Here is a 22,707-nt window from a genome sequence, read left to right on the forward strand (position 1 = left end):
AAAATATTTACTGGCAAGCCTCCCAAATCCTCACCGCCTCAACAGCCTCTTTTACATCATGTACCCTCAAAATATTGGCGCCTTTACTCAAGGCGATGGTATTTAAAACAGTTGTGCCATTTAACGCATCAGCAGCAGCGCCTCCCAATAAACCGTAAACCATTTTTTTGCGGGAGATGCCGGTTAATAACGGCAGTTCCAAAATATCAAAATCCTGCATCCGCTTCATCAGCGTATAATTATGCTGCTGGTTTTTGGCAAAGCCGAAGCCGGGGTCGATGATCACGTCATGTACGCCCAGTTGTTTTAGCTGCTGATATTTACTTACAAAATAATCCAGCACCTCGTTAAAAGCATCATCGTATTGGGCCATTTGCACCATGGTTTGCGGTGTACCCTTCATATGCATTAAAATATAGGGAACCTGCAGGCGGGCCACCGTGGCAAACATATCAGCATCCAACGTGCCGCCCGATATATCATTAATTATATGCGCACCTGCTTTAACTGCCGCTTCGGCAACCTGTGCGCGGAAGGTATCTACCGATAAAACAGCATCGGGGAAAGTAGCTACAATTGCCTCAACAACTGGCAACAGCCTGTCGGTTTCTTCTTCAACAGTAATATCTTTGGCACCCGGGCGGGAAGAATAAGCCCCGATATCTAAAAACGCAGCGCCATCGGCCAGCATCTTTCCGGCCTGCTGCAAAGCTTCATCAACAGAAGGCTTGCGACTGGTAGCATAAAAAGAATCGGGCGTAATATTGATTATCCCCATTACCTTCGGCGTAGCCAGGCTTATAAGTTTCCCTCCTGCATTCAGGGTTATCTTTTTACGAAAAAATGTATCTTTAGCCACTTTGTTTGTTGTAATATTGACAGGGGTTAATGTGGTAAAGTTAATAACTTTATAGCGGTAGTATATCCCCCGTAATTACAACGCCCCAACTTTAAAATATTCAGACCATTGGCTAACACATCAGCAGAATACGACGCGGTAATAAACAATTGTAAGGGCCTTTTCATGAAAAAGACCCGCGACTATGGTACCGCCTGGCGCATCCTTCGTTTGCAATCTATCACCGACCAGATTTTTATTAAAGCACAACGCATCCGTACACTCGAAGAAAAAAAAATTTCGAAAGTGGGCGACGATATTACCGGCGAATATATTGGCATTGTAAACTACTGCGTTATAGCCATGATGCAGCTGGATAGCTCGCCCGAAACCCCGCAGGAGTTGGCAGTTGACCATGTTGAACGCATGTTTGACGACAGGGTACTGGAAACCAAAGAGCTCATGTTTGCCAAAAACCACGATTACGGCGAAGCCTGGCGCGATATGCGCATCAGCTCATTAACCGATCTGATACTCATGAAACTACTGCGCGTTAAACAAATTGAAGACAACCAGGGCCTTACCGAAGCATCTGAAGGGGTAAAAGCCAATTACCAGGACATGCTGAATTACGCGGTATTTGCCCTTATAAAACTTGGAGTAAAATGAAGAACGCTTTAATTTGGTTTTGCAGGATAGCGGTAGGCTTACTGTTCATATTTTCCGGATTGATAAAAGCCAACGACCCGTTGGGCTTTTCTTATAAACTGGTTGAGTATTTCGAGGTTTTCCATATCACGTTCCTGAATGATCTGTCGTTAACCATCGCCATTTTGCTTTGCGCGCTGGAAATGATCCTGGGTTTTGCCCTGCTTATTGGCGTACGGCCGGTAAAAGTAGCCTGGGGCCTATTGCTGCTCATTATCTTTTTCGGCTTTTTAACTTTTTACTCGGCCTTTTTTAAAGTGGTACAAACCTGCGGCTGCTTTGGCGATGCGATACCGCTTACCCCATGGCAATCGTTTAGCAAGGATATGGTTTTACTGGTTTTGGTTGCGGTAATATTTGTAAACCGATCTAAAATAAAACCCTTATTTAGCGCCAAGGCCGGCGATAAATGGCTTATCGGCGCGGCCCTTGTATCGGTAGGGTTTGGCCTGTACACCTATAACTTTTTACCGGTAATTGACTTTTTGCCTTATAAAATAGGAGCCAATATTTCGGCCGAAATGGATACCCCACCCAATGCGCCCAAAGATGTTTTCGTGCTTACTTATAAACTAAAAAACAAGAAGACTAAGGAAACCAAGGTAATGACCGATAAGGAATACCTGAGCACCGGTATCTGGAAGGATGCCAATTGGGAGGTTGTTGGCGACCCGGAAAACCGCCTGGTAACAAAAGGCTACGAGCCGCCAATCCGCGATCTGTCTATCCAGGATGCCCAACGTAACGATTTCACCAAAGAATTGCTGGCAAGCCCTTTTTACAGCATCATCATCGTAGCTTATGATCTGGATAAAACCGACGAAGACGCGATAAACAAATTGAATGCCCTGGCCATCAACGCCACCCAAAACTTTAATATCCGCACTATGCTGCTTACCGCAAATTCGCCGCAAAGTGCGCAGGCCTTTGTAAAAAAACACCGGATGATCAGCGAGGTTTTTTATGCCGATGGCGTACCGCTTAAAACCATGATCCGTTCCAATCCGGGTGTAATCCTGTTAAAGAATGGCTTCGTCGTTAATAAATGGCACTACCATTCGGTGCCTAAGTATGATGACCTGGCGAAAACGTATTTTCAAAAACAATAACCATGATCAGCTACCTCATCCGCAAATTGTTTTACGGGCTGGCCGTAATGCTGGGGGTAGTGCTGGTAGTTTTCTTTTTGTTTAACATTTTACCCGTTGATCCTGCCCGCATGACGCAAGGGCAACGCGCCGACGTGCAATCGTTACAAGCCGTACGCAAGGAATTTGGGCTGGATAAGCCAAAGCCGGTACAATTCCTATATTACATTAATGATCTTTCGCCCGTAGGCATCCACCTGAATACTGCCGAAGAACAGCAACGCTATCGCTACGTAAAACTATTTTCGGTAAGCAATACCAAAGTGCTTGGGCTAAAATGGCCTTACCTGCGCCGATCATACCAAACCCGTAAGGATGTGGCAAGTTTGCTGCTGGAGGTTATTCCTAACACCATGGTATTGGCCACTACGGCCATGATCTTTGCTATTGTTATTGGCGTATTTTTAGGCGTGCTGAGTGCCGTTCATAAAGATACCTGGATTGATAAGCTGGCAATAGGCTTTTCCACTTTGGGCATCTCTGCGCCGGCTTTTTTCGCAGGCATCATCATCGCCTGGATATTTGGTTTTGAACTGAGTAAATACACCGGCCTCAACATGTCGGGCAGTTTGTACAGTTACGACCCGTTCCGGGGCGAGGTGATGACGCTTAAAAACCTGGTGTTGCCCATGATCACCCTCGGCCTGCGTCCGCTGGCTATTATTGTTCAGCTCACCCGTAATGCCATGCTGGATGTTTTGGGGCAGGATTATATCCGCACGGCCAAAGCCAAGGGATTAAGCAATAATACCATCGTTTATAAACACGCGCTAAAAAACGCGCTAAACCCGGTAATAACCGCCATAGCCAACTGGTTTGCATCGCTGCTGGCCGGATCTTTTTTTGTGGAATACATTTTTGGCTACAACGGCCTGGGCAAAGCTACGGTTGATGCGCTCGAAATGTCGGATTTTCCGGTTGTGATGGGTTCAATACTCTTTATTGCTTTTATATTTGTAGTGATTAGTATCCTGGTAGATATAATTTACGTTTGGATAGATCCGCGGGTAAAATTGAGTTGAAGGTATAGCAAGGACTTTTTTTAGAATGAAAGATTCCAGACAAATGAGTAAGTACATTTTTACATATGCATCTGCACATTTGAAACGGCGAAGCCCTCAACGAAGTTAATCTGCACACCTGCACATCTATTTTTTAGGAGAAAAAATATTATGAAGTACTTTTTAGTGGGGTTTATGGGATGTGGCAAAACCACCTGGAGCCGTAAGCTGGCTGCCAAATTAGGCTACGAGTTTATTGATCTTGACCACGCGCTGGAAGCTAACGTAGGCATGAGCATAGCCGAATATTTTTCGAGTTTTGGCGAAGACGCCTTCCGCCAGATGGAATCAGATTTGCTGAAGCAAACCGAATATCCCGAAAACGTAGTGGTATCAACCGGTGGCGGCCTGCCTTGCTTTTTTGATAATATAAACTGGATGAATGCCAATGGCAAAACCCTGTACGTAAAACTATCGCCCAAAACACTGGCCGACAGGCTGGAAAACAGCAAAACGGTTCGCCCGGTACTGCAAGGCAAAAAAGGCGATGAACTGGTTGAATTTATTACCGGCAAACTGGCCGAGCGGGAAAGCTTTTATATGAAAGCACACCACCATGTAGATGGTATCGACATGTCGGTTGAAAAACTGGAAGGTGCGTTGGGATTGGGCGAAGTGGTATAGAAGATTCGAAAATTGCTGCAGATTTAATATATGAAATTGTCATTTCGAACCCTTGGAGGGTTGGCCAATGCGGGGAAAGGGTGAGAAATCTTCGACATCCTGCATTCACGAAGCATGTTGTAATAGTATATCGCAAAAGATTTCTCCTCGTACCTCGTTCGAAATGACAACGGAGTTATTCTTATTGGAAACAAATATTTATCACCATGGAAAACCGCGTTGAAGTAAGGCATCTTTTTAAACCATTGGATGGAAAACTGATGGAACTGCTGGAGTCATTAACCCCGGCAGATTGGAACAAGCAAACGGTGGCCAAAGCCTGGAAAGTAAAAGATGTGGTATCGCACCTGCTGGATGGTAACATCCGCGCCTTATCCATTCAGCGCGATAAATATTTTGGCGACCTGGCACCTGCCAACAACAACTATTACGACCTGGTTGACTGGCTGAATAAACTCAATGCCGATTGGGTGAGCGCTACCAAAAGAATAAGCCCCGATATATTGCTCCTGCTGCATAAAACAACCGGGCGGTTGGCATCTGCTTACTATGAATCATTGAACCCTAATGACACCGCCATATTTTCTGTGGGCTGGGCGGGCGAACAGGAAAGCCTTAACTGGATGCACCTTGCCCGTGAATACACCGAAAAATGGCATCACCAGCAGCAAATAAGGGAAGCAACCGGCCGCGATGATATCATGACGCGAGAGTTTTTTTATCCCTTTATAGATACTTTTTTCAAAGGATTACCCCATACTTTTAAAAATACTGGAGCCCCGGTAAATACCCTCATAAAAATCACCATCACATCCGGCATTGGCGGTAACTGGTACCTTAAGAAAATAAAAGACGGATGGCATTTATTAAAAGATGCCGATACCGAAAGCTTTACAGCTACCGTGAAAATTCCGCCTGACATAGCCTGGAAGTTGTTTTCTAAAAGCATCCGCCCGGACGATGTAAAAACGCGGGTTGAAATAACCGGGAACGCGACACTTGCCGGGCAGGTGCTTCAAATGGTATCAGTGATGGCTTAGCGGAAAATCCAAAGTTCGAAGTCCAAAGTCTATAGCCTTTAGCCGGAAGTTTGAAGTAATGCTATTATTTTTTGACTAAAGACTCCCGGCTTTGAACTTAAGACTATTATCAGGCCTCGTCTTTAGTATTGCGCACCAGGCTGATGCCCGTAAAGAAAAATAAAATAGCTATTATACCAACCACAATTAGTGTGGTAACCTGGCTACTATGGTTTATAATACCAATGCCTGCATAAATTAAGCCTATGATACCGAGTACGGTAAGTATGGCGCCGAAAGTACGTTTTAAGTTCATGATAGTGTATGCTGTTTAAATAAGCTTTTTTATAAAAACAAATAGCACACCAATAATTTACCTATATTTATTTAATTAATAATAAGCCCTTATGACAGGTTCAATCATCACATTAATTATTGTATTTATCTTTTTGGTAATCATACTATCATCCTTTGTGTCTGTAAAACAGGGCACAATAGTGGTAATTACCGTATTTGGCAAGTATCGCCGCATACTTACGCCGGGGCTTAATTTTAAGCTGCCATTTATCGAAAACATCTACTCCAAAATCTCTATCCAGAACCGCTCGGTGGAACTGGAATTCCAGGCGGTAACTTTTGACCAGGCCAATGTTTACTTTAAGGCAATGCTCTTGTACTCGGTTCTGGACCAGCAGGAAGAGACCATCAAAAACGTAGCTTTTAAATTTGTTGACGAACGTAACCTGATGCAGGCCCTTATCCGCACCGTTGAAGGTTCAATCCGTGCCTTTGTGGCTACCAAACGCCAGAGCGAGGTGCTGATACTGCGCCGCGATATTGTGGAGCATGTAAAGGAACAATTGGACGTAATACTGGAAGGCTGGGGCTACCACCTGCAGGATTTGCAGCTAAACGACATCACTTTTGATGATGTGATCATGAAATCGATGAGCCAGGTTGTGGCATCAAACAACCTGAAAGCAGCAGCCGAAAACGAAGGCCAGGCCCTGCTGATCACCAAAACCAAAGCTGCGGAGGCAGAGGGTAATGCCATCAAGATTTCGGCCCAGGCCGAGCGCGAGGCTGCACAGCTGCGCGGCCAGGGTATAGCCTTATTCCGCGAGGAAGTAGCCCGTGGTATGACGGTTGCCGCCAAAGAAATGGCCGGCGCCAACATGGATACCTCGGTAATATTATTTACCATGTGGACAGAATCTATCAAACACTTCTCTGAAAACTCAAAAGGGAACGTGATTTTCCTGGATGGATCAACCGATGCCATGCAGCATACATTAAAAGAAATGATGGCCTTAAACCTTTTACATACCGACGACGTCAAAAAGTGAAAGTTTTAACCCCTGCACTTAATGGAAGTACGATTAGTGAAGTTGATTGGCACAGCCGCCATATGTTTAATGACGATAACCGCCAGCGCGCAGCAGTATCAGCGTTATCATCCCCTAACTGTAAATGACTTTTTGGGCACCCCACGGGCAAATGCCGGTGGGGTTGTAGCCTATACCAACTGTACCATCGATTTTAAATACGAGGCCAGCAACCGCAGCGGGTCCTATATCCTTACGGCAACCGTAAACCTGCTGCTCAATAACTACAAATCATGGCTCGACAGGAGCCGGGTAACATCGCAGGCGATGCTTTCTGAAATACTGAAGCACGAACAGGGCCATTACCTGATTGCCTACCTGGAGCAGCAGGAAATACTAAGGCAGATAAACAAAACCCGTTTTAGCTACAATTACCGCACTGAGGCCATGGCGCTTTTTAACCGCATAGATGCCAAATACAAGGAGCTTAACTCCAATTACGACGAAGACACCCAGCACATGACCAACCGCCAGCAACAACACAGCTGGGATTTATACTTCCAAAAACGACTGGAGTATGAACCGGAGGAGGAGTAGTCATTGGTCATTGGTCATTGGTCATTGGTCATTGGTCATTGGTCATTGGTCATTACGGAAAGTTCCCTTGACGTATGATTGTTTTAACCATTTAACATAATGCCAACTCAGAACTCAGAACTCAGAACTCAGAACTCAGAACTCAGAACTCAGAACTCAGAACTTAAAACTCAAATTCCCGGCTTACTCAGTAAATTCACAAACAAACGATACGCGCCTGGCACACCTGCGGGTAATTCCCTGAAAAAGGCCAGCGAGGTATAAACAAACCTGCCTTTGCCATAATCGCCAACTATGAGCGATCCGTTAAGGGGCGATTCTCCTTTATCATTCATCTGGAAAATGGATTTGTATTTGGGGTCTGCATCGCTTACAAAGTATAGGCCGCGTTCCTGTATCCAGCCTTTAAAATCATCCTGGGTAATTTTGTTAGGATAGTTGAGTACCGGGTTTGGCTGATCTAAAACGGTTACTACCGCGTCCTCATCTGTAACCCTCCTGTTAACTACGGTAAATGGATATGGGCCAATTTGTTTGGTAACCAGGCCCGAGTTATTGTTGTATTGTACTACCAGGTTCCCGCCATTTTTTACGTAATCCATTAGCTTAGGCTGCTCAAAAGCAAGCCGCTCGTTTACGTTGTAGGCACGCACCCCGGTAATAATGGCATCATAAGTTGATAAATCGCCGTTCGTGATCTCGTTTTCTGATAGCATGTGCACATCATAACCTACCTGGCGCAACGCCTCGGGCATCAAATCGCCGGCACCGGCAATGTAGCCTAATTTTTTTCCCCCGGTTTTCAGGTCGAGGTTTACCAGTTTAGCTTCGGCCGCAGGGAACAGGGTAATGGCAGGCACATGATCATACCTTATCCTGCGTAACGATAGTGAATACGGCTTGCCGTTTGCCATCACAATAACCTGCAAGTCGGCGGTTTTTGGCTTATTATCGGCCGGTGCTACTGTAAAAGAAACCGTCCACTCATCGTTTTTATTTTTATCGCTGAACTCAATTTTTTCCGGGCTTATTTTCCAGCCATCTACAGGTTTTATGCTGACGTTACCGCTGGCCACAGTAAAGCTTTTAAGTTTAACCTGGATGCTTTGCGGTTTCTGGCTGTTAAAAATGTAGTCTTTCCCGTCGATATTAGCGGTAACCGGCGGGGTAATTTCCAATGGTTGATAAACTTCGCCGCGTACCGGGTCAACATATTTATAAACCAGGCGGCGTTCAAAGTTTACCGGCTTTCCTTCAATAATAAACTGAAAGCTGGCGGTAAGCAGATCCGGATTTTCAGGATTGCCGGCCACTGCATCATCAGGGATATTGTAGGTGCCTATCTTATGATCTGATGCTAACCAGTAAGGCTGCGTTATTTTATCGGCTATAGTTGAACCTTCAAAGCTCTGCTGCTGGTTGGCAGGGATAACTTTCGACCCCAGGTCCAACACATCGCTACCAACGCCTATTTTATTAATCTTCACTTTATCATTATACCTGTTCACCACTACCGACCGGACCTGGATCTTGTCCCCTACCGCATAAGTAGCCTCGGCGGCATAAGCCTCAAACCACAAGCCTGCACAGGCTGCTATTAAATCGCCCAGTTCTTTTGTCTTCTGTGTGTGCCAGTATACGTCTGATACCTTTTCAACCTTACCCAGTAATGCCACTAAAGGGGTTACCGATTTTTCGGGCGCTTCCGCATCAAAATTCCGCCTGATCACTTTTATCGATTCGCCAATATCCGCGCCGTCTTTAACACGCTTCCAACCGGTTTCTACGCCATCCATCAGGTCGGTTTGCGGGGCATCGCCCAAAATAGTTTTAAAATATTCAAACGATTCGCCCCTTTGCTTAGCCGAGCCAAAGCCCTGGGTTTTATGGTTGCTGCGGCTTTCGGCGGCTATTTCGCCATAGCTTTTGCCAAGGGTGGTGTTGTATACGCCTACATCAATCTTAAACTGATCGGCAGCGGTGGTATTGGTGCTGCCGAAGTTAAAAGTGTTCCACATGAGGCGTTTGGCCTGCCATGGTTTTACATATTTTAATTGTTCGGGATACCTGGCTGGGTCGGCAGCGGCGCTAAAAGCCTCCTGGGCCAATATCGCCGACGAGGTGTGATGCCCGTGGCCGCCCTCGCCTGTAGTAGGGAAACGGCAAATGATCACATCCGGCCTAAACTTGCGGATAACCCAAACTACATCGCCCAAAACTTTTTCTTTATCCCAAATTTTTAAAGTTTCTTCGGGCCCTTTGGAGAAACCAAAGTCGTTGGCACGGGTAAAAAACTGCTCGGCGCCATCAACCCTGCGGGCGGCCAGCAACTCCTGCGTACGGATAAGCCCCAGCAATTCGCTTTGCTCGTTGCCTATTAAATTTTGCCCCCCATCACCACGGGTGAGCGATAAATAGCCCGTGCGGTAATGTTTTTCCTGTGCCAGGTAGGCCAGCAGGCGAGTATTTTCATCGTCGGGATGAGCGGCTACGTACAATACGCTGCCGAGGGTGTTAAGCTTTTTAAGGTTTTGCTGAATAGTGCCGATATCGGTAGGCGGCGACGTTTGGGCAATTACACAGGTATAAAAAAATAATAAGGCTACAAAAAGGGCGGTACGCTTCATGAAAACAAATATATTGAAAGATACCTATTTACAATTTTCTGTATCAATAATATAACAATAGGCCGACTTTTGGTGAAACAAACAAAGCCCTCCTCTCTGCTATCATCTTATCCCCGGCAACCCCGCAACAGCCTTTAGCAATCCAGCGTCACTTGTGGCATTTACATTCACCAGGTAAAATGGCTTGCTGCCCTGCGCTGCCGCCCATCGCCATTCAAGCTGGCTAACGGTTTTAAGGCTGCCATTATCAAACCACCAGGCCGAGTATATCTTATCCGCTCCTTTGGTAAGGACGCCCGCATATACCAAGCGCCCGGCTATGGTTTGCTTGCGGATGCTGGTAAAATTGTATCCACTACCCTGCCAGCAAATCATGGGGTTATGTTCGGGGGCATAAAAGGGTGTGGGCTTCAGGTACACCAGTTGGCCGGGCTTATCAAACTTGATAACGCCGCTTTCCAGCACTTGCTTTTTGTAGCCACTCAGGATTGCCGCATCGGTCTCTTTATTACTCAGTACATCCATGCTTTTTAAATTGAACGAGATGACGATGAGTGCCCCGGCAAATAGCAAATGAATAAAAGGATACCTTACTTTATCGGGCACCAGCCGGATAAGTTGCTTTTGGCGCGGGTGCTTCTCCACTTTTGGCGATTTTTTTAGGTAAAAAATACCCAGCCACAACAAGGGGAGTATCACATATACCAACAGGCAAATAACGCCTGTTACATCATGAAAAACACTGGCGGGCGGTATTTTAAACAAAACCAGCAGCATAATACGGCACAGGTTGGCTGCAATATTCAGCAAAAAGGTAAGCGCCAGCAGCATAGCAATTTTAATAAAACCAAACTGATTGACCGTTTGCCGCTGGCAATGGGCTATTATAAACAGGCATATAATAAACGACATGCTTAGCATATGCAACCCGGCACAGGCCTGGTCTACAGAAAATTCTGAGCCGTTTAGCTCAATAATATTGCCCGATGCATGCGTGGCAATTCCAACGCTGCTTAAAATACCGGCCACCACCTCGCTCAGCCAGATCCTGATGGGGAAGCTGATAGCATTGCTGATATACATAAACAGCGGCGAAACCAGCAAGAGCAGGAAAAACAAAACCAGGCTCACTTTTCCTTTAAAATTCTCAAAAAACAATAATACGGCAAACAACAAGGCAACAAACAGCGTGGTTTTAACCGGAAAAATAAGCGCGATAGCACTAAATATCAAGGCCGGCAAAAAGTACCGCATCGAGTATTCCCCTGCCTTTACACAGCATATATAAGGGGCAAGCGCTATCCCCATTAACAGATCGGCATTCCACAAAAAATAAATGGAAAGTAATTTAATGGCGATAACGAGATACACCATGCAGCAGCCGTTTATCAGCAAACGGCTGCTGCCCCAAGCCCAGCCCGCAAAAGGAGGCTTAAATATCCTGCTTAGCATATTTGGCGCGGTATACTAAAAAGTTAATTACAGCAAGCGCTATCAGCACCAACAGCCACTCGCCCGGTTCGGGTACTGCGCCTGATGATTTCATAGAGGCATTTTTAAGGCTATCCTTATTTTCATTGATGCCGAAACGATCATAATCTGCCTGGGTTTCCAGCACAATGAGGCTGGATACCGGCGAGGCTATATAGGCCTGTTCGGCCTCCCGGATGATATCCGGCTGCACATAGGTTTTATCAAAATAATGCGGACCAACCTTTTTCATAATATCGTTATAGGCAAACAAACGCAGCAAATGATCGGGGGCATTACTTTTCAGGGTATCGGTAGTTTGACTGATGATAAGGCCCGATTGATCAAGCACCACATGCCCGGCATCTTCCTGCGATTGAATAAACCGGTGCTGGTTAAGTTTATCTAACAACACTGGCAACTCGCCACTATCATAAACAAACACCCGCATTTCTTTTAAAGCTTTCAGGTAAGGGGTTATTTTGGTGCCGATATTGAACATCCGCAATGGTTTTGCGGTTGCCAGGTACGTGGTAAGCCGCCGCTGAAATTCCGAGTCGTCCAGGTCGCCAAGATTGGGTGATATATCGGGACATTTGGTAATTAGCAAGGCCTTTTCGGCATCTTTAACCTCGTTAACCGGGAACAGGCTAAAATTCAGTTTCTGCGCCCTGGCAAATACTTCGGCCTTGTTTTTTTCCGTCACTTCTTTTAGTTCCCCATCATAGTAATACACCTTTTTTGTTTTGATGGCCTGCCATACGCTATCAAAGTCGGTTATATTCCAGGAGCTGTTCAAATCAAGGTACACGGCCGCAGGGTCGAAAGCGGTATACTGTGGCTTATAATTCTCCAGCTTGTACCCTGCCCCTGCAAAGGTAAATGGCGCATTGGCCAGCGGCGGTGCTGTAAAAACAATCTCGTCGTCGGCCCGGTATTTTCTGTCGGCTGTAAAAACGCCTTCTGTCAATTCCTCAAAACCGGGCATACTAAGCAGCGGTGGCTTTTTTGAAAAGGCGACCTGGATAGTTTCATCGGCGCCGGTAGTAGGCGGCCCGTCAAAATAAATACTTTCGTAAACCAGCTGTGTGCCCTGCTGCCCGAGCGGACTAGTAACGCCTATCCTGAACTTCCGGGCCTCGGTTGGGGTAACCGGAAAAACCCGTACGCTCACGGTATTACCCTCCTGCCAATGAATTACCGATGGATCGTGCCGCTCTACCCCAACAACAGTTTTATAAGCCGAATCGGCTTTAGCCTTAGTAGTTAACCTCGATTTTGCCTCCTTGCCATCTATCCATAATGATAACGAACTCACAACCGAGCCTTCGGGCAGGTGAAAGGTATAAATGGCCTCTTTGCTGGGCCACCAGGCGTGGGCTTCACTGCTTTTTATAAACAAGGTTTTTTCGGTATATGCCAGCCGGTATTCGGGGGATATTTTAACGTTTGTTACTACCGATGTGGTTTTCAATTTATCGCCGCTCCATAACCTGTCCTGCGCCTTGTGCCGGGAATCGTACATGGCCTCCAGTATTTTAATGCGCTCGTGCTCCTCTAAATTGGTCTGGCCGCAAAATAGGCTGGCCAATACCACAAGTGGATCGTGCTTTAAAGGCTCATCGAAAGATGCTTTATGAAAATCAGTGTTCCATAACCAGTTTTCCTGCAGGTTTACGGTTTTGTAAACCAGGTTGGCTTTAATAATGCGCTCGGCTATGCTGTTTTTAGGAATATTTTGACTGATAACCACCCACGACGGCAATTTACCTTCGGCCAAAGTATTGTGGTTAACGGCCAGGTTAACCTGTTTGTTGATGCTGTGCCATTGCCATATAAACAGGGCACAAACTACAACCGGAACAAGCACACCCGCAGCAAGCGCCATTTTTAACGACCGGCTGCCTGCCACGTTCCGCTTAATTAAAATAAAAGTAACTACAGCCAATGCTACCGGCGCAAAAACATGCAGCGAGATGCCGATGGCTATGGCGGCTATAAGGCCAATAATATACATGGAGGTAAGGTAAAGGCTGTAATAAACAAACAGCAAAAAAGCCGCCCCCAACAAAAACATTACCACGTGTTTACCCGCGTTAGTCAATTGGTCCATAAACAAGGACAGCATTAACGCTATGCACGATAGGCAAATAACCACACAAAGCCAGGGCACCGAAATATCAAACACATTAAGGCTGCGGTTTAAAGCAAACGCGCTGATAAACCAAAGCATAAAAAGCAGTACCCAGTAAGCCAGCCGCTTTGGCCGTTCAAATACTACAACAAAAAAATAGGTTACAGAAAATAAATAGTTGATAAAAAACACGCCAAAAGCGCCTCCATCATTCAGTTCAAACAAGCTGGTTTCGGTTATACCAAACAAGGCAGCCGACGCCAGTATCAGCACCAGCCCGGTTTTAATCACCCTATCTTCGGATAAAATTGCTTTAAGGATTTTCATTTTTTGTTATTTTAAAAGAACTTTGAAATACAAAGTATATAGATAAAAAAATTACAGCTTTTGCTGTTTTATTAAATTTTCGAGGGCAAGCAGGTGCAGCCTGAATGCTGCGCGGCCTTTCTCGGATGCAAGGTATTTGGTATTGGGCTTGCGGCCAATAAAACTTTTTTGCACCTGGATGTACTCTTCCTTTTCCAGCGCTTTCAGGTGCGATGCCAGGTTGCCATCCGTAAGGTTAAGCAACTCCTTAAGTGCATTAAAATCATAACTTTCATTGGCAACCAGTACGCTCATAATTTGCAGGCGTATCCGGTTTTCAAAAGCTTTATCAAATTGTTCTAACGAGATCTTCACTTATCGTATTTAAAATGCATTACCGTACCGTAAATAATGTGGAGCAAACCAAAACCTATTGCCCAGCATCGCAAGCCATAGCCAGGCATCAATGCGCACAGCAAACCTAATAAAATCTCAATTATTCCAAGGCTTTTTACGCCCGAATAGGTGTAATGACTTCCTGCAACCAGCGCCAGGCCGTAAAATATCAGGGTAGCCGGGGCAACAACACCGTAATAACCGCGATATATGAGTATAAATGTAAATAAACCACCCGCAACCAGCGGTATGGCCATATTGATAAGCAAGCGCTTGCTACCTGTATTCCAAAAGGGTTGTCCGTTCTTTTTAGCTTTGCGAATGGAGAGCCAGATGCCTGTTCCAATTGACAGCACCAATACCGCGAAAGCCACCACAATCAACTGAATGATTACTTCTGTATCATTGCGTAAAAGCCCCTGGCTTTCATGCGTTAATATTTCCCAACCTAAAAATGCGCCGATGAGCGCATAAATCCCCGCCATTACGCCCGACAGGCCGCTCAGCGAAATAAATTTGGCCGACCGCTCCATCAGGTCCCGGATAGAGCTTAATTCTGCATGAATGTCTTGATCTTTCATTAAAAGCACTTTGTTTTTCAAAGCTACATATTAAAATCAAAAATGCAAGTGGTGGGGAATGTTTTTTTGAAGAAAAAGGGAGATTTTTTTTTAAACTTATGCGGATGCTTTTTCTGAGCCAGTCATTGACAACAGCTCTAAAAAAAATGGTTACCTAGGTTTTGCGTCCAACACCATCTCAATATGCTCAATGCCATCTTCGTCATACACCTCGCCTTCCGAAACAAAACCGAGCGACTGGTAAAACGAGAGCGCATAAGTTTGCGCCCCAATGCGGATGGGCACCGGGCCAAACAACTCATGGCAGCTTTGAATGGCAAGTTCCATAATCTTGCGCCCCAGGCCGGTACCCCGGGAAGCAGGCGACGTAACTACCCGCCCTATCGAAATTTCCGGGTACGATATACCTGCAGGTACCAGCCGGCTATAAGCCGCAAGTTTGTCATCGGCGTACAATAACAGATGATAGCATTGCTGGTCTTTATTGTCCTGGTCCAAAAACACGCAGTTTTGTTCTACAACAAATACTTCGCTGCGCATACGGAGCAAATCGTATAATTCATTAACGCTGAGTTGACCGAAAAGCTTTATTTGATGAGTTAAGTTCATGGGGAATATGGATAGCACAAAGTTAATTGTTTGGCTGACTTTGAGGCAGCGCTCAAGGTATTTTCGATAAAATAAAACAGGCCGTACACACCCTCGCCATCTGTACGGCCTAACCTAAACTTTATAAAAAAATTCTTCAACTATGAAAGAACATTAATAACAATTCATTTGCTGTGCCAATAGGTAAAGGCCTCCTAAAACAGCGGGAAAAGAGGTTTTTAACACGGTCTTTTTCCGCTTTTTGGAAAAAAAAGCATTTTTGGGAAGATAGTCTCTGTCAGTTTTATTGCTCTTTAACTTGTAGGCAGGGCTATTCAACTTTAAGCGGAGGGCCTACCAGCTGCATTTCATGATCGGCGAAAATTTTGGCAAGTTCAGTAGTCGATGGTTCGTGATCAAGCGATTGCATAGCTACAAAAAACTCTTCGAGTTTACCGGCAGGCTGAAAAGTTACGGTCATTCGTCCCTTGTCGCTTACCTGGGTCCAGGCATGCGGCACATTCCTGGGTAAAAAGATGCTTTCGCCGGTAGTTAAATGAAATTTATCCTCGCCAACTTTAAAAAAATACGATCCTTCCAATACATAAAATATTTCATCCTGTGTAGGGTGGATATGCAATGGCGTTCCCCTACCCGGCGACAGGCTGGTTTGCTCAAAAATAGCCAGGTCGCCGTCGGTATCTTTCCCGGATATTTTCACGTCTAAAATATTGGCGTTTACGCCTTTCAACTTAATATGTCCATGTATGCGGCCTTCACCGGCCTGTATTTTAAAACCCTTGCTTGCGCGGGTTATACTTTTCTTTTGGGCTATGGCCGCAAACGGTGCAAACGGAACGGCGGCAAATGTTAATACTGCCGCAATGAATTTATTCCTTTTCATAAGTAGGTTTTTAATTTATAGGCTGATATAAAGTTAGTTATAAAAACAAACCGATCCATCATCAACCTAACTAATTAAAACTACAAAAGCACTTCGTTAAATTAAGCCAGGTGCATAACCGCATACAAAGCAGCTACTGAAATAATAACCCATAGGGCAACGCCCTGAAGCAGCGGCCCGTAGCCAACGGAAGCAAGCACCTTTCGGGATAACCCGGCACCGATCAGGAATAGCGTGAGTGTTAACCCGGCTTTGGCAATGATAACCATATGCGGGCCAACCAGCTTTGTAGCCGGAATATAGGTATTGGCAACCATTGCCAGCACAAACAAGGCAATGAAATAAGGGATCTTGATTTTTTTCGATTGGTTTTTAAAAATAAAGGTTGATATAAAAGCTACCGGAATAATCCATAAGGCCCTGGCCAGTTTCACCATGGTGGCCACTTCCAGCGCATGATAGCCATATTTACCGGCAGCCCCAACCACCGAGCTGGTGTCATGTATCGCGATAGCGCACCATAGGCCGAACTGCGTTTGGGAAAGGTTAAAGTGATGCCCTATTACCGGGAACACAAACAGAGCAATCGAATTGAGGATGAATACGCAGCCCAATGCAACGGATATTTCTTTCTCCCCCGCCTTAATCACCGGCGATATAGCCGCAATAGCGCTTCCGCCGCATATGGCGGTGCCCGAGGATATCAGGTAGGATGTTTTCTTTTCAATGTTTAACCATTTCCCTATAAAATGCCCGAATATAAATGTGCAGGTGATAGATGCTATGGTGAATAATACACCCTCCCTTCCGGCCTGTAAGGCACTATGCACATTCATGCCAAACCCTAAACCTACTACAGAAATTTGCAGGAGCAGGTGCGTGGCTTTGTGATTGAGGTGCAAATAAGGATGCCCGGTAAATTGGGCGATAACCAGGCCCATGATCAAAGCCACAGCAGGGCTTATATAGGGTGTAATACAAAGGAGAATACAGGTTATAAAAATGGCTTTACGGATATTTTCATTGGTGTTTATTATTAGTCCGGCAGGCGCAATTGATGGTGAAGTTGTATTCATTATTCGTTTTTTGACAGCGCAAAACTCCATAATCAAATACCCGGTTTTTCATCACATTATGCAATGTTCGATAACTAAAAGTTATCGAAGGCAGAGTATGCCTATGCCAAATTCAGTAGCGTGCAAACACGGAAGCAGGAAAATCTGCGAATTGGATTCAATAACAATAAGGAATAAACTGCTGTTGGGGGCAATCTTAGCGCTATTTCGCGCCCTTAATCAAGGAGGAATGGGGGCAGCCTTACAAAAAATTCTCTTGTCTAAAAATAAGCATCAGTTCCAGTTCTTCATTCCAAAAACCCCTTTCTGTTACTGCCCCGCTATCTACCAAATACATTTTACTTTTAAGCCGTTCAAACTGTTCGTCTGTGAAATTATAACACTGAAAATTGTCGTTGGGGTCTTTCCCTTGTAGTACCTCTTTTTCAAAGTCCCGGTAAAGAATTAAAAAGTCGGCCAACGTTTCTACCGAACTGTTAAAATACATTGACGCGAATGAATCCTCGTGGTCAAGCTGAACAATTTTGTCATTATCATCTGTATCAATAGCAATAACATCTCCATCTCGGCACGAGCCAATTACAATGTATTTAGCAAACTGCGGTTCGTCTTCCTCAAAATCATATTGTTCGGTCAGTTTACTTATGCCGTAGTAAATATCGTCGGTATCGTTGGCAAAAGACAAGTGTGGTTCGCAATAACCTGGCAGGCCCGCTACGCGAAAAAAATCAGAAGTCGACTTCTGTAAATTAAACCTGTCAAGCCTTGATTTGCTCAAAGGCGAAAGCGGTTCGTCTGTATTTGTCCAGCTATTTTTAAATGCCTGAGGGGTCATGTTGTTATTATCAGGTAGTTGGTAATTATACGTAATATTTCATAAATGCAAGTGACAAAACTGAATGGGTATCCATCACCCCATCACTTCCTGTAAACAACAAACGGCAACGGCTGGCTGCTTTTAGTTTTTGTCCACTTTGCAATTATCGAATCGGCGGTTACCCTGCCCGTAATGCGCGGCTTGGTTTTAAGGCCGCTGTTTTCTTCCTCTACATCTATTTGCCCGTTTACAAAATCACCTCGCACAGTAATTCCCCGGCCATATTTTTGGTAGCAATAAATGCCTTCGCATGTCTTTTCATCTGGCCACAGCACAAATAATATGGCGGATTTGTCAATTTTACCTGTAAAAAGCTGGTGCAGCGATTTTGATTTGTATTGGGCTACCGGGCCGCTTTTTAGCCCGAACACGCATTTCCCATAATCGCTCAGGTACTTGCTGAATGAGGGCAAATTAAACTGAATCACCATATCCCAGCCTTTCTGATTTTTCGACAGGCGGTTTTCGCCGTCTAAAATAATGGAGTTGCCTTTGATATAAAAATCGTCGGCAATATCGTTGTTCAAATCGTCGATGACTTCTTGCCATACGCTGTCCTGCACGCCGGCGTCATGAATTTGTTTTTTAAACGCGCTTACACTTTTCTTAATAGCCTGGCTTTTAAAATGTTTAAATCCGGCTGGGGTAAACAGGTCTGGCAGTTGCACCAAGTCGCCATTGCCAGGATTAAAGTTATAATAACGTACCCAATAGGCAGTAGTCATTCCGCTGCTTGCTTCATCAAAACCAAAGCTCAGTACCTTGCTGTTATTGGTATACACGGTATAGGTCATGTCCGTTTTGCCGCCGTAGATTGTACCGTTGTCATAGTTAACGCGCTCGAATATGGTTTTGGTTTGATACCCTTTCAGCATTTCCAGTTCGGATAGCTGGAGTAGCTGGTTTATTTTTGCAGTAGGTAACGCGTGTGCCGAATCGCTGTAAAACACCGGCAAATGAAGTTCGCGCGCAAACCCTTCATATTTAACAGGTTTAACAGTAAAATAATGATTTTGAGCGATGGCGCTTTTAGGCACAATTGTACAAAGCAACAGGGTGATGAGCAAAAGCCCGGATAAAGGTTTCATGTTTACTATTCCCGGTAAAAGGCCGTGAAATAGGATTTAAATATAATCAAATTTACACGGCGAAAATCGAGGCCTAATAAAAATTTTCACCCGATAATATTCTACAATTTGGGCGGATACCATATAACAGATTGCCATATATTTGCGGGCTACCGGTTAAGTCATGAGTACTAAGTGATGAGTTAAAAGCTGAATTTTTCATTTTTAACTTAGAACTTGAGACCTCCGGCTAAAGACTAAACGATTAACATAACACTACCATGGAATACTCAAAAACTTACGTTGCCAAAGACGAGCACATAGATGTACAGCAAATTATGGATGGCTTATACTACCCGTTTTATATGGAATACTGCCGCCATGATTATATCAGGGAAGTGCTGGGTTTTGATTTTGAAACCGAGGCCAAAAACGGTGTTTACATGGTGTTATCCAACTACAGCATCAGTTTTTTACGGTCGTTAAAAAAGGGCGATGAATTTACCGTTACCTGCACTTTATATACCGATAAGGCTGGCCTGCCCAAACTGCACTTTAAACAATCCATCATTTTTAATAATAAGGTAATGACCAAAGCCGTATTCACCGGCACCTGCGTACCCGCAACCGGCGGCCGCCCCTACCTGCCCGCATCGGTATTGGAAAAAATTAAAGATGCGCCTGTATTGGAAGATAGGCAGATTGGGAATTAGTTAAGGGTTAAGACCGGTTGAATATCGGAAATCGAATAATGAATGAAAAACTTCGGTGTTGGACATTCAGTGTTCGATATTATTTCGCCCTTCTGTTTTTCTTAACCTAACATGAGTTCAGGACAACTTTATTCGCCCTTTTTATTAAGCGCTCCCTGCCGGGCTACCGCGCGTACATTTTCCTTTTTTTAAAGATGAGTATAACACACGGTAGCTTTTTAGGGCCGGATAGGATGATGCTCCACCATTTAAAAATTTCATTCCACAACATATTCCTAAATTATTACCTTTAAACAAATTGACTGTTTATGAATAAAGTATTTTACCTGTGTGTAGCGTTAGTTGTTTTGGGTGCCTGGAAATACCAGGACGATCATAAAAAAGGTTTTGTTGATGTTGCCGGGATCGACTCCCTGACAAAACCCGGCGATAATTTTTTTCGCTTTGTTAACGGGCGCTGGTACGATACCGCTAAAATTGCTGCCGATCAATCGGGCGTGGGTTCGTACAGCTTCATGAACATTCCGCAAAAACTGCTGCTGCAAAACATCCTGGATAGTGTTTCAAAAGCCAGGAACCCAATGGGCAGCATCGACCAAAAGGTAGGCGACTTTTACGCCTCAGGTATGGATACCGCAACCATTAACCAACGCGGATACCAGCCCATTAAACCGGTATTGGCACAAATTGATGCCATTGCCAACGTGCCATCACTCATCAAATTTGTAGCAGCGCAGCTAAAAGCCGGGAACGGACTCATTATTGGCTTCGATATTTACCCCGATAACAAAAACAGCAGCATCAATATTGCCCACGCTTCGCAAACCGGTATTGGTTTACCAGAAAGGGATTATTATTTTAAAACAGATTCATCTACGCTTGGCGTTCAGCAGGCCTACAAAAAATATATAAGCACCCTGTTTCAATTAACCGGGAGCAGTCCTGCCGCCGCCACAAAAAACGCGGCTATCGCTTACGGCATCGAGCAGCAAAACGCGGCATCGCATAAAACCAATATCCAATTAAGGGATGTTAATGCCAATTATCATAAGGTAGCGGTGGCCGCCATCAGCAAAACACAGGCTAATATAGGCTGGCCAACATTGCTTGCCGAACTGGGTGCCACAACCGACTCGGTTGATATGGGCCAGCCTGCTTATTACGATAAGTTGAACGGACTGTTGAAATCTGTACCCATAACCGACTGGAAAATTTATTTAAAAGCCGCCACCCTCCAAAACTACGCCGAAATACTAAGCAAACCATTTGTAGATGCCTCGTTTGAATTTAACAAAGTATTGAACGGCCAGGCCGTACAAAAAACCCGCAGGCAAATCATGACGCAAAACGTCGACAGTTATCTGGGGCAGGCTTTGGGGCAATTGTATGTAAAACGGTATTTTAACGAGGACGCCAAAAAACGCGTGCTTGTACTGGTAAACAACCTGCAAAAATCATTCGAGAACAGGATCAATCACCTGGATTGGATGAGCGACAGCACCAAACAAAAAGCCAAAGAAAAACTATATGCCATCACCAAAAAGTTAGGCTACCCGGATAAATGGCGCAATTACGATAAGGTACAAATCAACCGCACCAAATACTTTGAAAACATCCTGTGGTTGAAACAAAACGACTACCAAACCCAGTTAGCCAAGCTGAACAAGCCGGTTGATAAAACCGAATGGGGCACCACGCCATCTACGGTTACCGCTTATTACAATCCCTCGTTTAACGAGGTTGTTTTCCCGGCGGGCATCCTGCAATTTCCGTATTTCGATTTTTCGGCAGACGATGCTATCAACTACGGCGGCATCGGCATGGTAATTGGCCACGAAATGACCCACGCCTTTGACGACCAGGGCGCGCAGTTTGACAAGGACGGCAACGTAAAAAACTGGTGGACAAAGGAAGATTACCAAAAGTTTAGGGAGAAAACAAAACAGCTGGCCAATTTATATGGCTCCTTTACCGTTTTAGATACCGTACACATAAAAGGCGCGCTCACCCTGGGCGAAAACACCGCCGACAATGGCGGCATTGCCATTGCCTACGACGCCTTTAAAATGACCGAACAGGGCAAAGGCAACGTTAAAATTGACGGCTTTACTCCCGACCAGCGCTTCTTCCTGTCCATAGCCCGCATCTGGAGGGTAAAAACCAGGGACGAGTTCCTGCGCACCTACGTAAACACCAACCCCCACTCGCCCGCCATGTGGCGTGTAAATGGCCCATTAATGAATTTCGCCCCGTTTTACAAAGCGTTTAACGTACAACCGGGCGATAAAAATTATAAGGCGGAAGAGCAGCGGGTTAAGATTTGGTAGGGATAACTCAATAAATTCGCATTACCCGTTAACCCGTTTAAAAATATAAAATGCTGGATGCAATTAAACATCCAGCATTTTTATATTAATACTTGGCATGCGGACCACCCCGATGGATCGGGGCGGTAGCGTTCAGAAGCGCTTGCGGTAGCTAGGGGCAACCTGCTTTAAGCTTCAGAATTGGATTTGGGCCCCCTTTATAAGCTAAATATATTGGCTTTGGAAACTGTGTGGGATTATAAGGAAACTATTTTTCAGCCGGCGCTGATTCCCATTGATATTTTAAAGCATCTTATTCTTATATTTAACCCCTTATCATAA

The 22,707-nt window shown here is 44.9% G+C and carries 21 protein-coding genes; 9 read left to right on the top strand and 12 right to left on the bottom strand.

The genetic code is table 11. From position 1 onward, the window contains the following. Window positions 1–7 precede the first annotated feature (7 nt). Complete coding sequence (gene folP / locus AC1DU2_RS09805; RefSeq protein WP_477383989.1) at window positions 8–859, bottom strand: dihydropteroate synthase; 852 nt, start codon at window positions 857–859, stop codon at window positions 8–10. Between the two features lie 165 nt (window positions 860–1,024). Here folP and AC1DU2_RS09810 point away from each other — a divergent pair, with 165 nt between their 5' ends. From AC1DU2_RS09810 to AC1DU2_RS09830, 5 genes are all read left to right on the top strand, one after another. Continuing rightward, window positions 1,025–1,507 (top strand): DUF1599 domain-containing protein, encoded by a 483-nt coding sequence (locus AC1DU2_RS09810; protein ID WP_147053663.1) that lies wholly within the window; start codon window positions 1,025–1,027, stop codon window positions 1,505–1,507. Beyond that, window positions 1,504–2,655 (top strand): BT_3928 family protein, encoded by a 1,152-nt coding sequence (locus AC1DU2_RS09815; protein ID WP_477383991.1) that lies wholly within the window; start codon window positions 1,504–1,506, stop codon window positions 2,653–2,655. The genes AC1DU2_RS09810 and AC1DU2_RS09815 overlap by 4 nt, the downstream gene beginning before the upstream one ends. A 2-nt stretch (window positions 2,656–2,657) precedes the next feature. Further along, on the top strand, window positions 2,658–3,716 hold the full coding sequence (locus AC1DU2_RS09820) for an ABC transporter permease (protein ID WP_477356546.1): 1,059 nt from the start codon (window positions 2,658–2,660) through the stop codon (window positions 3,714–3,716). Window positions 3,717–3,866: 150 nt separating this feature from the next. After that, window positions 3,867–4,379: a shikimate kinase gene (locus tag AC1DU2_RS09825; protein WP_477383993.1), complete on the top strand. Its 513-nt coding sequence runs from the start codon at window positions 3,867–3,869 to the stop codon at window positions 4,377–4,379. A 206-nt stretch (window positions 4,380–4,585) separates the two neighbouring features. Continuing rightward, on the top strand, window positions 4,586–5,419 hold the full coding sequence (locus AC1DU2_RS09830; protein ID WP_477383995.1) for a maleylpyruvate isomerase N-terminal domain-containing protein: 834 nt from the start codon (window positions 4,586–4,588) through the stop codon (window positions 5,417–5,419). 109 nt (window positions 5,420–5,528) lie between these two features. Here AC1DU2_RS09830 and AC1DU2_RS09835 read toward each other — a convergent pair whose 3' ends face one another. Continuing rightward, window positions 5,529–5,714: a hypothetical protein gene (locus AC1DU2_RS09835; protein ID WP_477356539.1), complete on the bottom strand. Its 186-nt coding sequence runs from the start codon at window positions 5,712–5,714 to the stop codon at window positions 5,529–5,531. 91 nt (window positions 5,715–5,805) lie between these two features. Here AC1DU2_RS09835 and AC1DU2_RS09840 point away from each other — a divergent pair, with 91 nt between their 5' ends. Both AC1DU2_RS09840 and AC1DU2_RS09845 read left to right on the top strand, forming a co-directional pair. Continuing rightward, window positions 5,806–6,744: an SPFH domain-containing protein gene (locus tag AC1DU2_RS09840; protein WP_477383997.1), complete on the top strand. Its 939-nt coding sequence runs from the start codon at window positions 5,806–5,808 to the stop codon at window positions 6,742–6,744. A 21-nt stretch (window positions 6,745–6,765) separates the two neighbouring features. Continuing rightward, a complete protein-coding gene (locus AC1DU2_RS09845; RefSeq protein WP_477383999.1) occupies window positions 6,766–7,320 on the top strand; it encodes a DUF922 domain-containing protein in 555 nt (184 codons plus the stop codon). A gap of 170 nt (window positions 7,321–7,490) precedes the next feature. On the opposite strand, the gene AC1DU2_RS09850 is transcribed toward AC1DU2_RS09845, so the two are convergent. From AC1DU2_RS09850 to AC1DU2_RS09895, 10 genes are all read right to left on the bottom strand, one after another. Further along, window positions 7,491–9,947 carry a PIG-L family deacetylase gene (locus tag AC1DU2_RS09850; protein ID WP_477384001.1) on the bottom strand — a complete coding sequence of 819 codons (2,457 nt, stop codon included), beginning with the start codon at window positions 9,945–9,947 and terminating at the stop codon, window positions 7,491–7,493. Window positions 9,948–10,049: 102 nt separating this feature from the next. Then, the gene (gene xrtN / locus AC1DU2_RS09855) at window positions 10,050–11,399 is read right to left on the bottom strand and encodes an exosortase N (RefSeq protein ID WP_477384003.1); all 1,350 of its coding nucleotides are present in this window, start codon (window positions 11,397–11,399) and stop codon (window positions 10,050–10,052) included. Next, window positions 11,380–13,878, bottom strand: a complete 2,499-nt coding sequence (locus AC1DU2_RS09860) for an XrtN system VIT domain-containing protein (RefSeq protein WP_477384005.1) — start codon at window positions 13,876–13,878, stop codon at window positions 11,380–11,382. The genes xrtN and AC1DU2_RS09860 overlap by 20 nt, the downstream gene beginning before the upstream one ends. A gap of 51 nt (window positions 13,879–13,929) precedes the next feature. Beyond that, window positions 13,930–14,232, bottom strand: coding sequence for a winged helix-turn-helix domain-containing protein (locus AC1DU2_RS09865; RefSeq protein ID WP_090641804.1), 303 nt, complete (start codon window positions 14,230–14,232; stop codon window positions 13,930–13,932). After that, a complete protein-coding gene (locus tag AC1DU2_RS09870) occupies window positions 14,229–14,834 on the bottom strand; it encodes a hypothetical protein (RefSeq protein WP_477356525.1) in 606 nt (201 codons plus the stop codon). Before AC1DU2_RS09870 ends, AC1DU2_RS09865 begins: the two co-directional genes overlap by 4 nt. Before the next feature lie 150 nt (window positions 14,835–14,984). Continuing rightward, on the bottom strand, window positions 14,985–15,443 hold the full coding sequence (locus AC1DU2_RS09875; RefSeq protein ID WP_477384007.1) for a GNAT family N-acetyltransferase: 459 nt from the start codon (window positions 15,441–15,443) through the stop codon (window positions 14,985–14,987). 310 nt (window positions 15,444–15,753) lie between these two features. Beyond that, window positions 15,754–16,326: a cupin domain-containing protein gene (locus tag AC1DU2_RS09880; protein WP_477356521.1), complete on the bottom strand. Its 573-nt coding sequence runs from the start codon at window positions 16,324–16,326 to the stop codon at window positions 15,754–15,756. 101 nt (window positions 16,327–16,427) lie between these two features. After that, on the bottom strand, window positions 16,428–17,402 hold the full coding sequence (locus AC1DU2_RS09885) for a YeiH family protein (RefSeq protein ID WP_477384009.1): 975 nt from the start codon (window positions 17,400–17,402) through the stop codon (window positions 16,428–16,430). 241 nt (window positions 17,403–17,643) lie between these two features. Continuing rightward, on the bottom strand, window positions 17,644–18,237 hold the full coding sequence (locus AC1DU2_RS09890) for an SUKH-4 family immunity protein (protein ID WP_477384011.1): 594 nt from the start codon (window positions 18,235–18,237) through the stop codon (window positions 17,644–17,646). A gap of 83 nt (window positions 18,238–18,320) precedes the next feature. Continuing rightward, on the bottom strand, window positions 18,321–19,367 hold the full coding sequence (locus AC1DU2_RS09895; protein WP_477384013.1) for a hypothetical protein: 1,047 nt from the start codon (window positions 19,365–19,367) through the stop codon (window positions 18,321–18,323). A 260-nt stretch (window positions 19,368–19,627) separates the two neighbouring features. On the opposite strand from AC1DU2_RS09895, the gene AC1DU2_RS09900 reads away from it, so the two are divergent. Continuing rightward, window positions 19,628–20,059 carry an acyl-CoA thioesterase gene (locus AC1DU2_RS09900; protein ID WP_477384015.1) on the top strand — a complete coding sequence of 144 codons (432 nt, stop codon included), beginning with the start codon at window positions 19,628–19,630 and terminating at the stop codon, window positions 20,057–20,059. Window positions 20,060–20,367: 308 nt separating this feature from the next. Beyond that, a complete protein-coding gene (locus AC1DU2_RS09905) occupies window positions 20,368–22,386 on the top strand; it encodes a M13 family metallopeptidase (RefSeq protein ID WP_477384017.1) in 2,019 nt (672 codons plus the stop codon). Window positions 22,387–22,707 lie beyond the last annotated feature (321 nt).

Source organism: Mucilaginibacter sp. P4_C11 (assembly GCF_056402115.1).

Coding starts and splice junctions, on each gene's coding strand:
- xrtN (WP_477384003.1), bottom strand. CDS start 11,399: ATGCTAAGCAGGATATTTAAGCCTCCTTTTGCGGGCTGGGCTTGGGGC.
- AC1DU2_RS09815 (WP_477383991.1), top strand. CDS start 1,504: ATGAAGAACGCTTTAATTTGGTTTTGCAGGATAGCGGTAGGCTTACTG.
- AC1DU2_RS09810 (WP_147053663.1), top strand. CDS start 1,025: ATGAAAAAGACCCGCGACTATGGTACCGCCTGGCGCATCCTTCGTTTG.
- AC1DU2_RS09840 (WP_477383997.1), top strand. CDS start 5,806: ATGACAGGTTCAATCATCACATTAATTATTGTATTTATCTTTTTGGTA.
- AC1DU2_RS09825 (WP_477383993.1), top strand. CDS start 3,867: ATGAAGTACTTTTTAGTGGGGTTTATGGGATGTGGCAAAACCACCTGG.
- AC1DU2_RS09880 (WP_477356521.1), bottom strand. CDS start 16,326: ATGAAAAGGAATAAATTCATTGCGGCAGTATTAACATTTGCCGCCGTT.
- AC1DU2_RS09820 (WP_477356546.1), top strand. CDS start 2,658: ATGATCAGCTACCTCATCCGCAAATTGTTTTACGGGCTGGCCGTAATG.
- AC1DU2_RS09885 (WP_477384009.1), bottom strand. CDS start 17,402: ATGAATACAACTTCACCATCAATTGCGCCTGCCGGACTAATAATAAAC.
- AC1DU2_RS09895 (WP_477384013.1), bottom strand. CDS start 19,367: ATGAAACCTTTATCCGGGCTTTTGCTCATCACCCTGTTGCTTTGTACA.
- AC1DU2_RS09870 (WP_477356525.1), bottom strand. CDS start 14,834: ATGAAAGATCAAGACATTCATGCAGAATTAAGCTCTATCCGGGACCTG.
- AC1DU2_RS09900 (WP_477384015.1), top strand. CDS start 19,628: ATGGAATACTCAAAAACTTACGTTGCCAAAGACGAGCACATAGATGTA.
- AC1DU2_RS09835 (WP_477356539.1), bottom strand. CDS start 5,714: ATGAACTTAAAACGTACTTTCGGCGCCATACTTACCGTACTCGGTATC.
- AC1DU2_RS09830 (WP_477383995.1), top strand. CDS start 4,586: ATGGAAAACCGCGTTGAAGTAAGGCATCTTTTTAAACCATTGGATGGA.
- AC1DU2_RS09850 (WP_477384001.1), bottom strand. CDS start 9,947: ATGAAGCGTACCGCCCTTTTTGTAGCCTTATTATTTTTTTATACCTGT.
- AC1DU2_RS09890 (WP_477384011.1), bottom strand. CDS start 18,237: ATGACCCCTCAGGCATTTAAAAATAGCTGGACAAATACAGACGAACCG.
- AC1DU2_RS09875 (WP_477384007.1), bottom strand. CDS start 15,443: ATGAACTTAACTCATCAAATAAAGCTTTTCGGTCAACTCAGCGTTAAT.
- AC1DU2_RS09860 (WP_477384005.1), bottom strand. CDS start 13,878: ATGAAAATCCTTAAAGCAATTTTATCCGAAGATAGGGTGATTAAAACC.
- AC1DU2_RS09845 (WP_477383999.1), top strand. CDS start 6,766: ATGGAAGTACGATTAGTGAAGTTGATTGGCACAGCCGCCATATGTTTA.
- AC1DU2_RS09905 (WP_477384017.1), top strand. CDS start 20,368: ATGAATAAAGTATTTTACCTGTGTGTAGCGTTAGTTGTTTTGGGTGCC.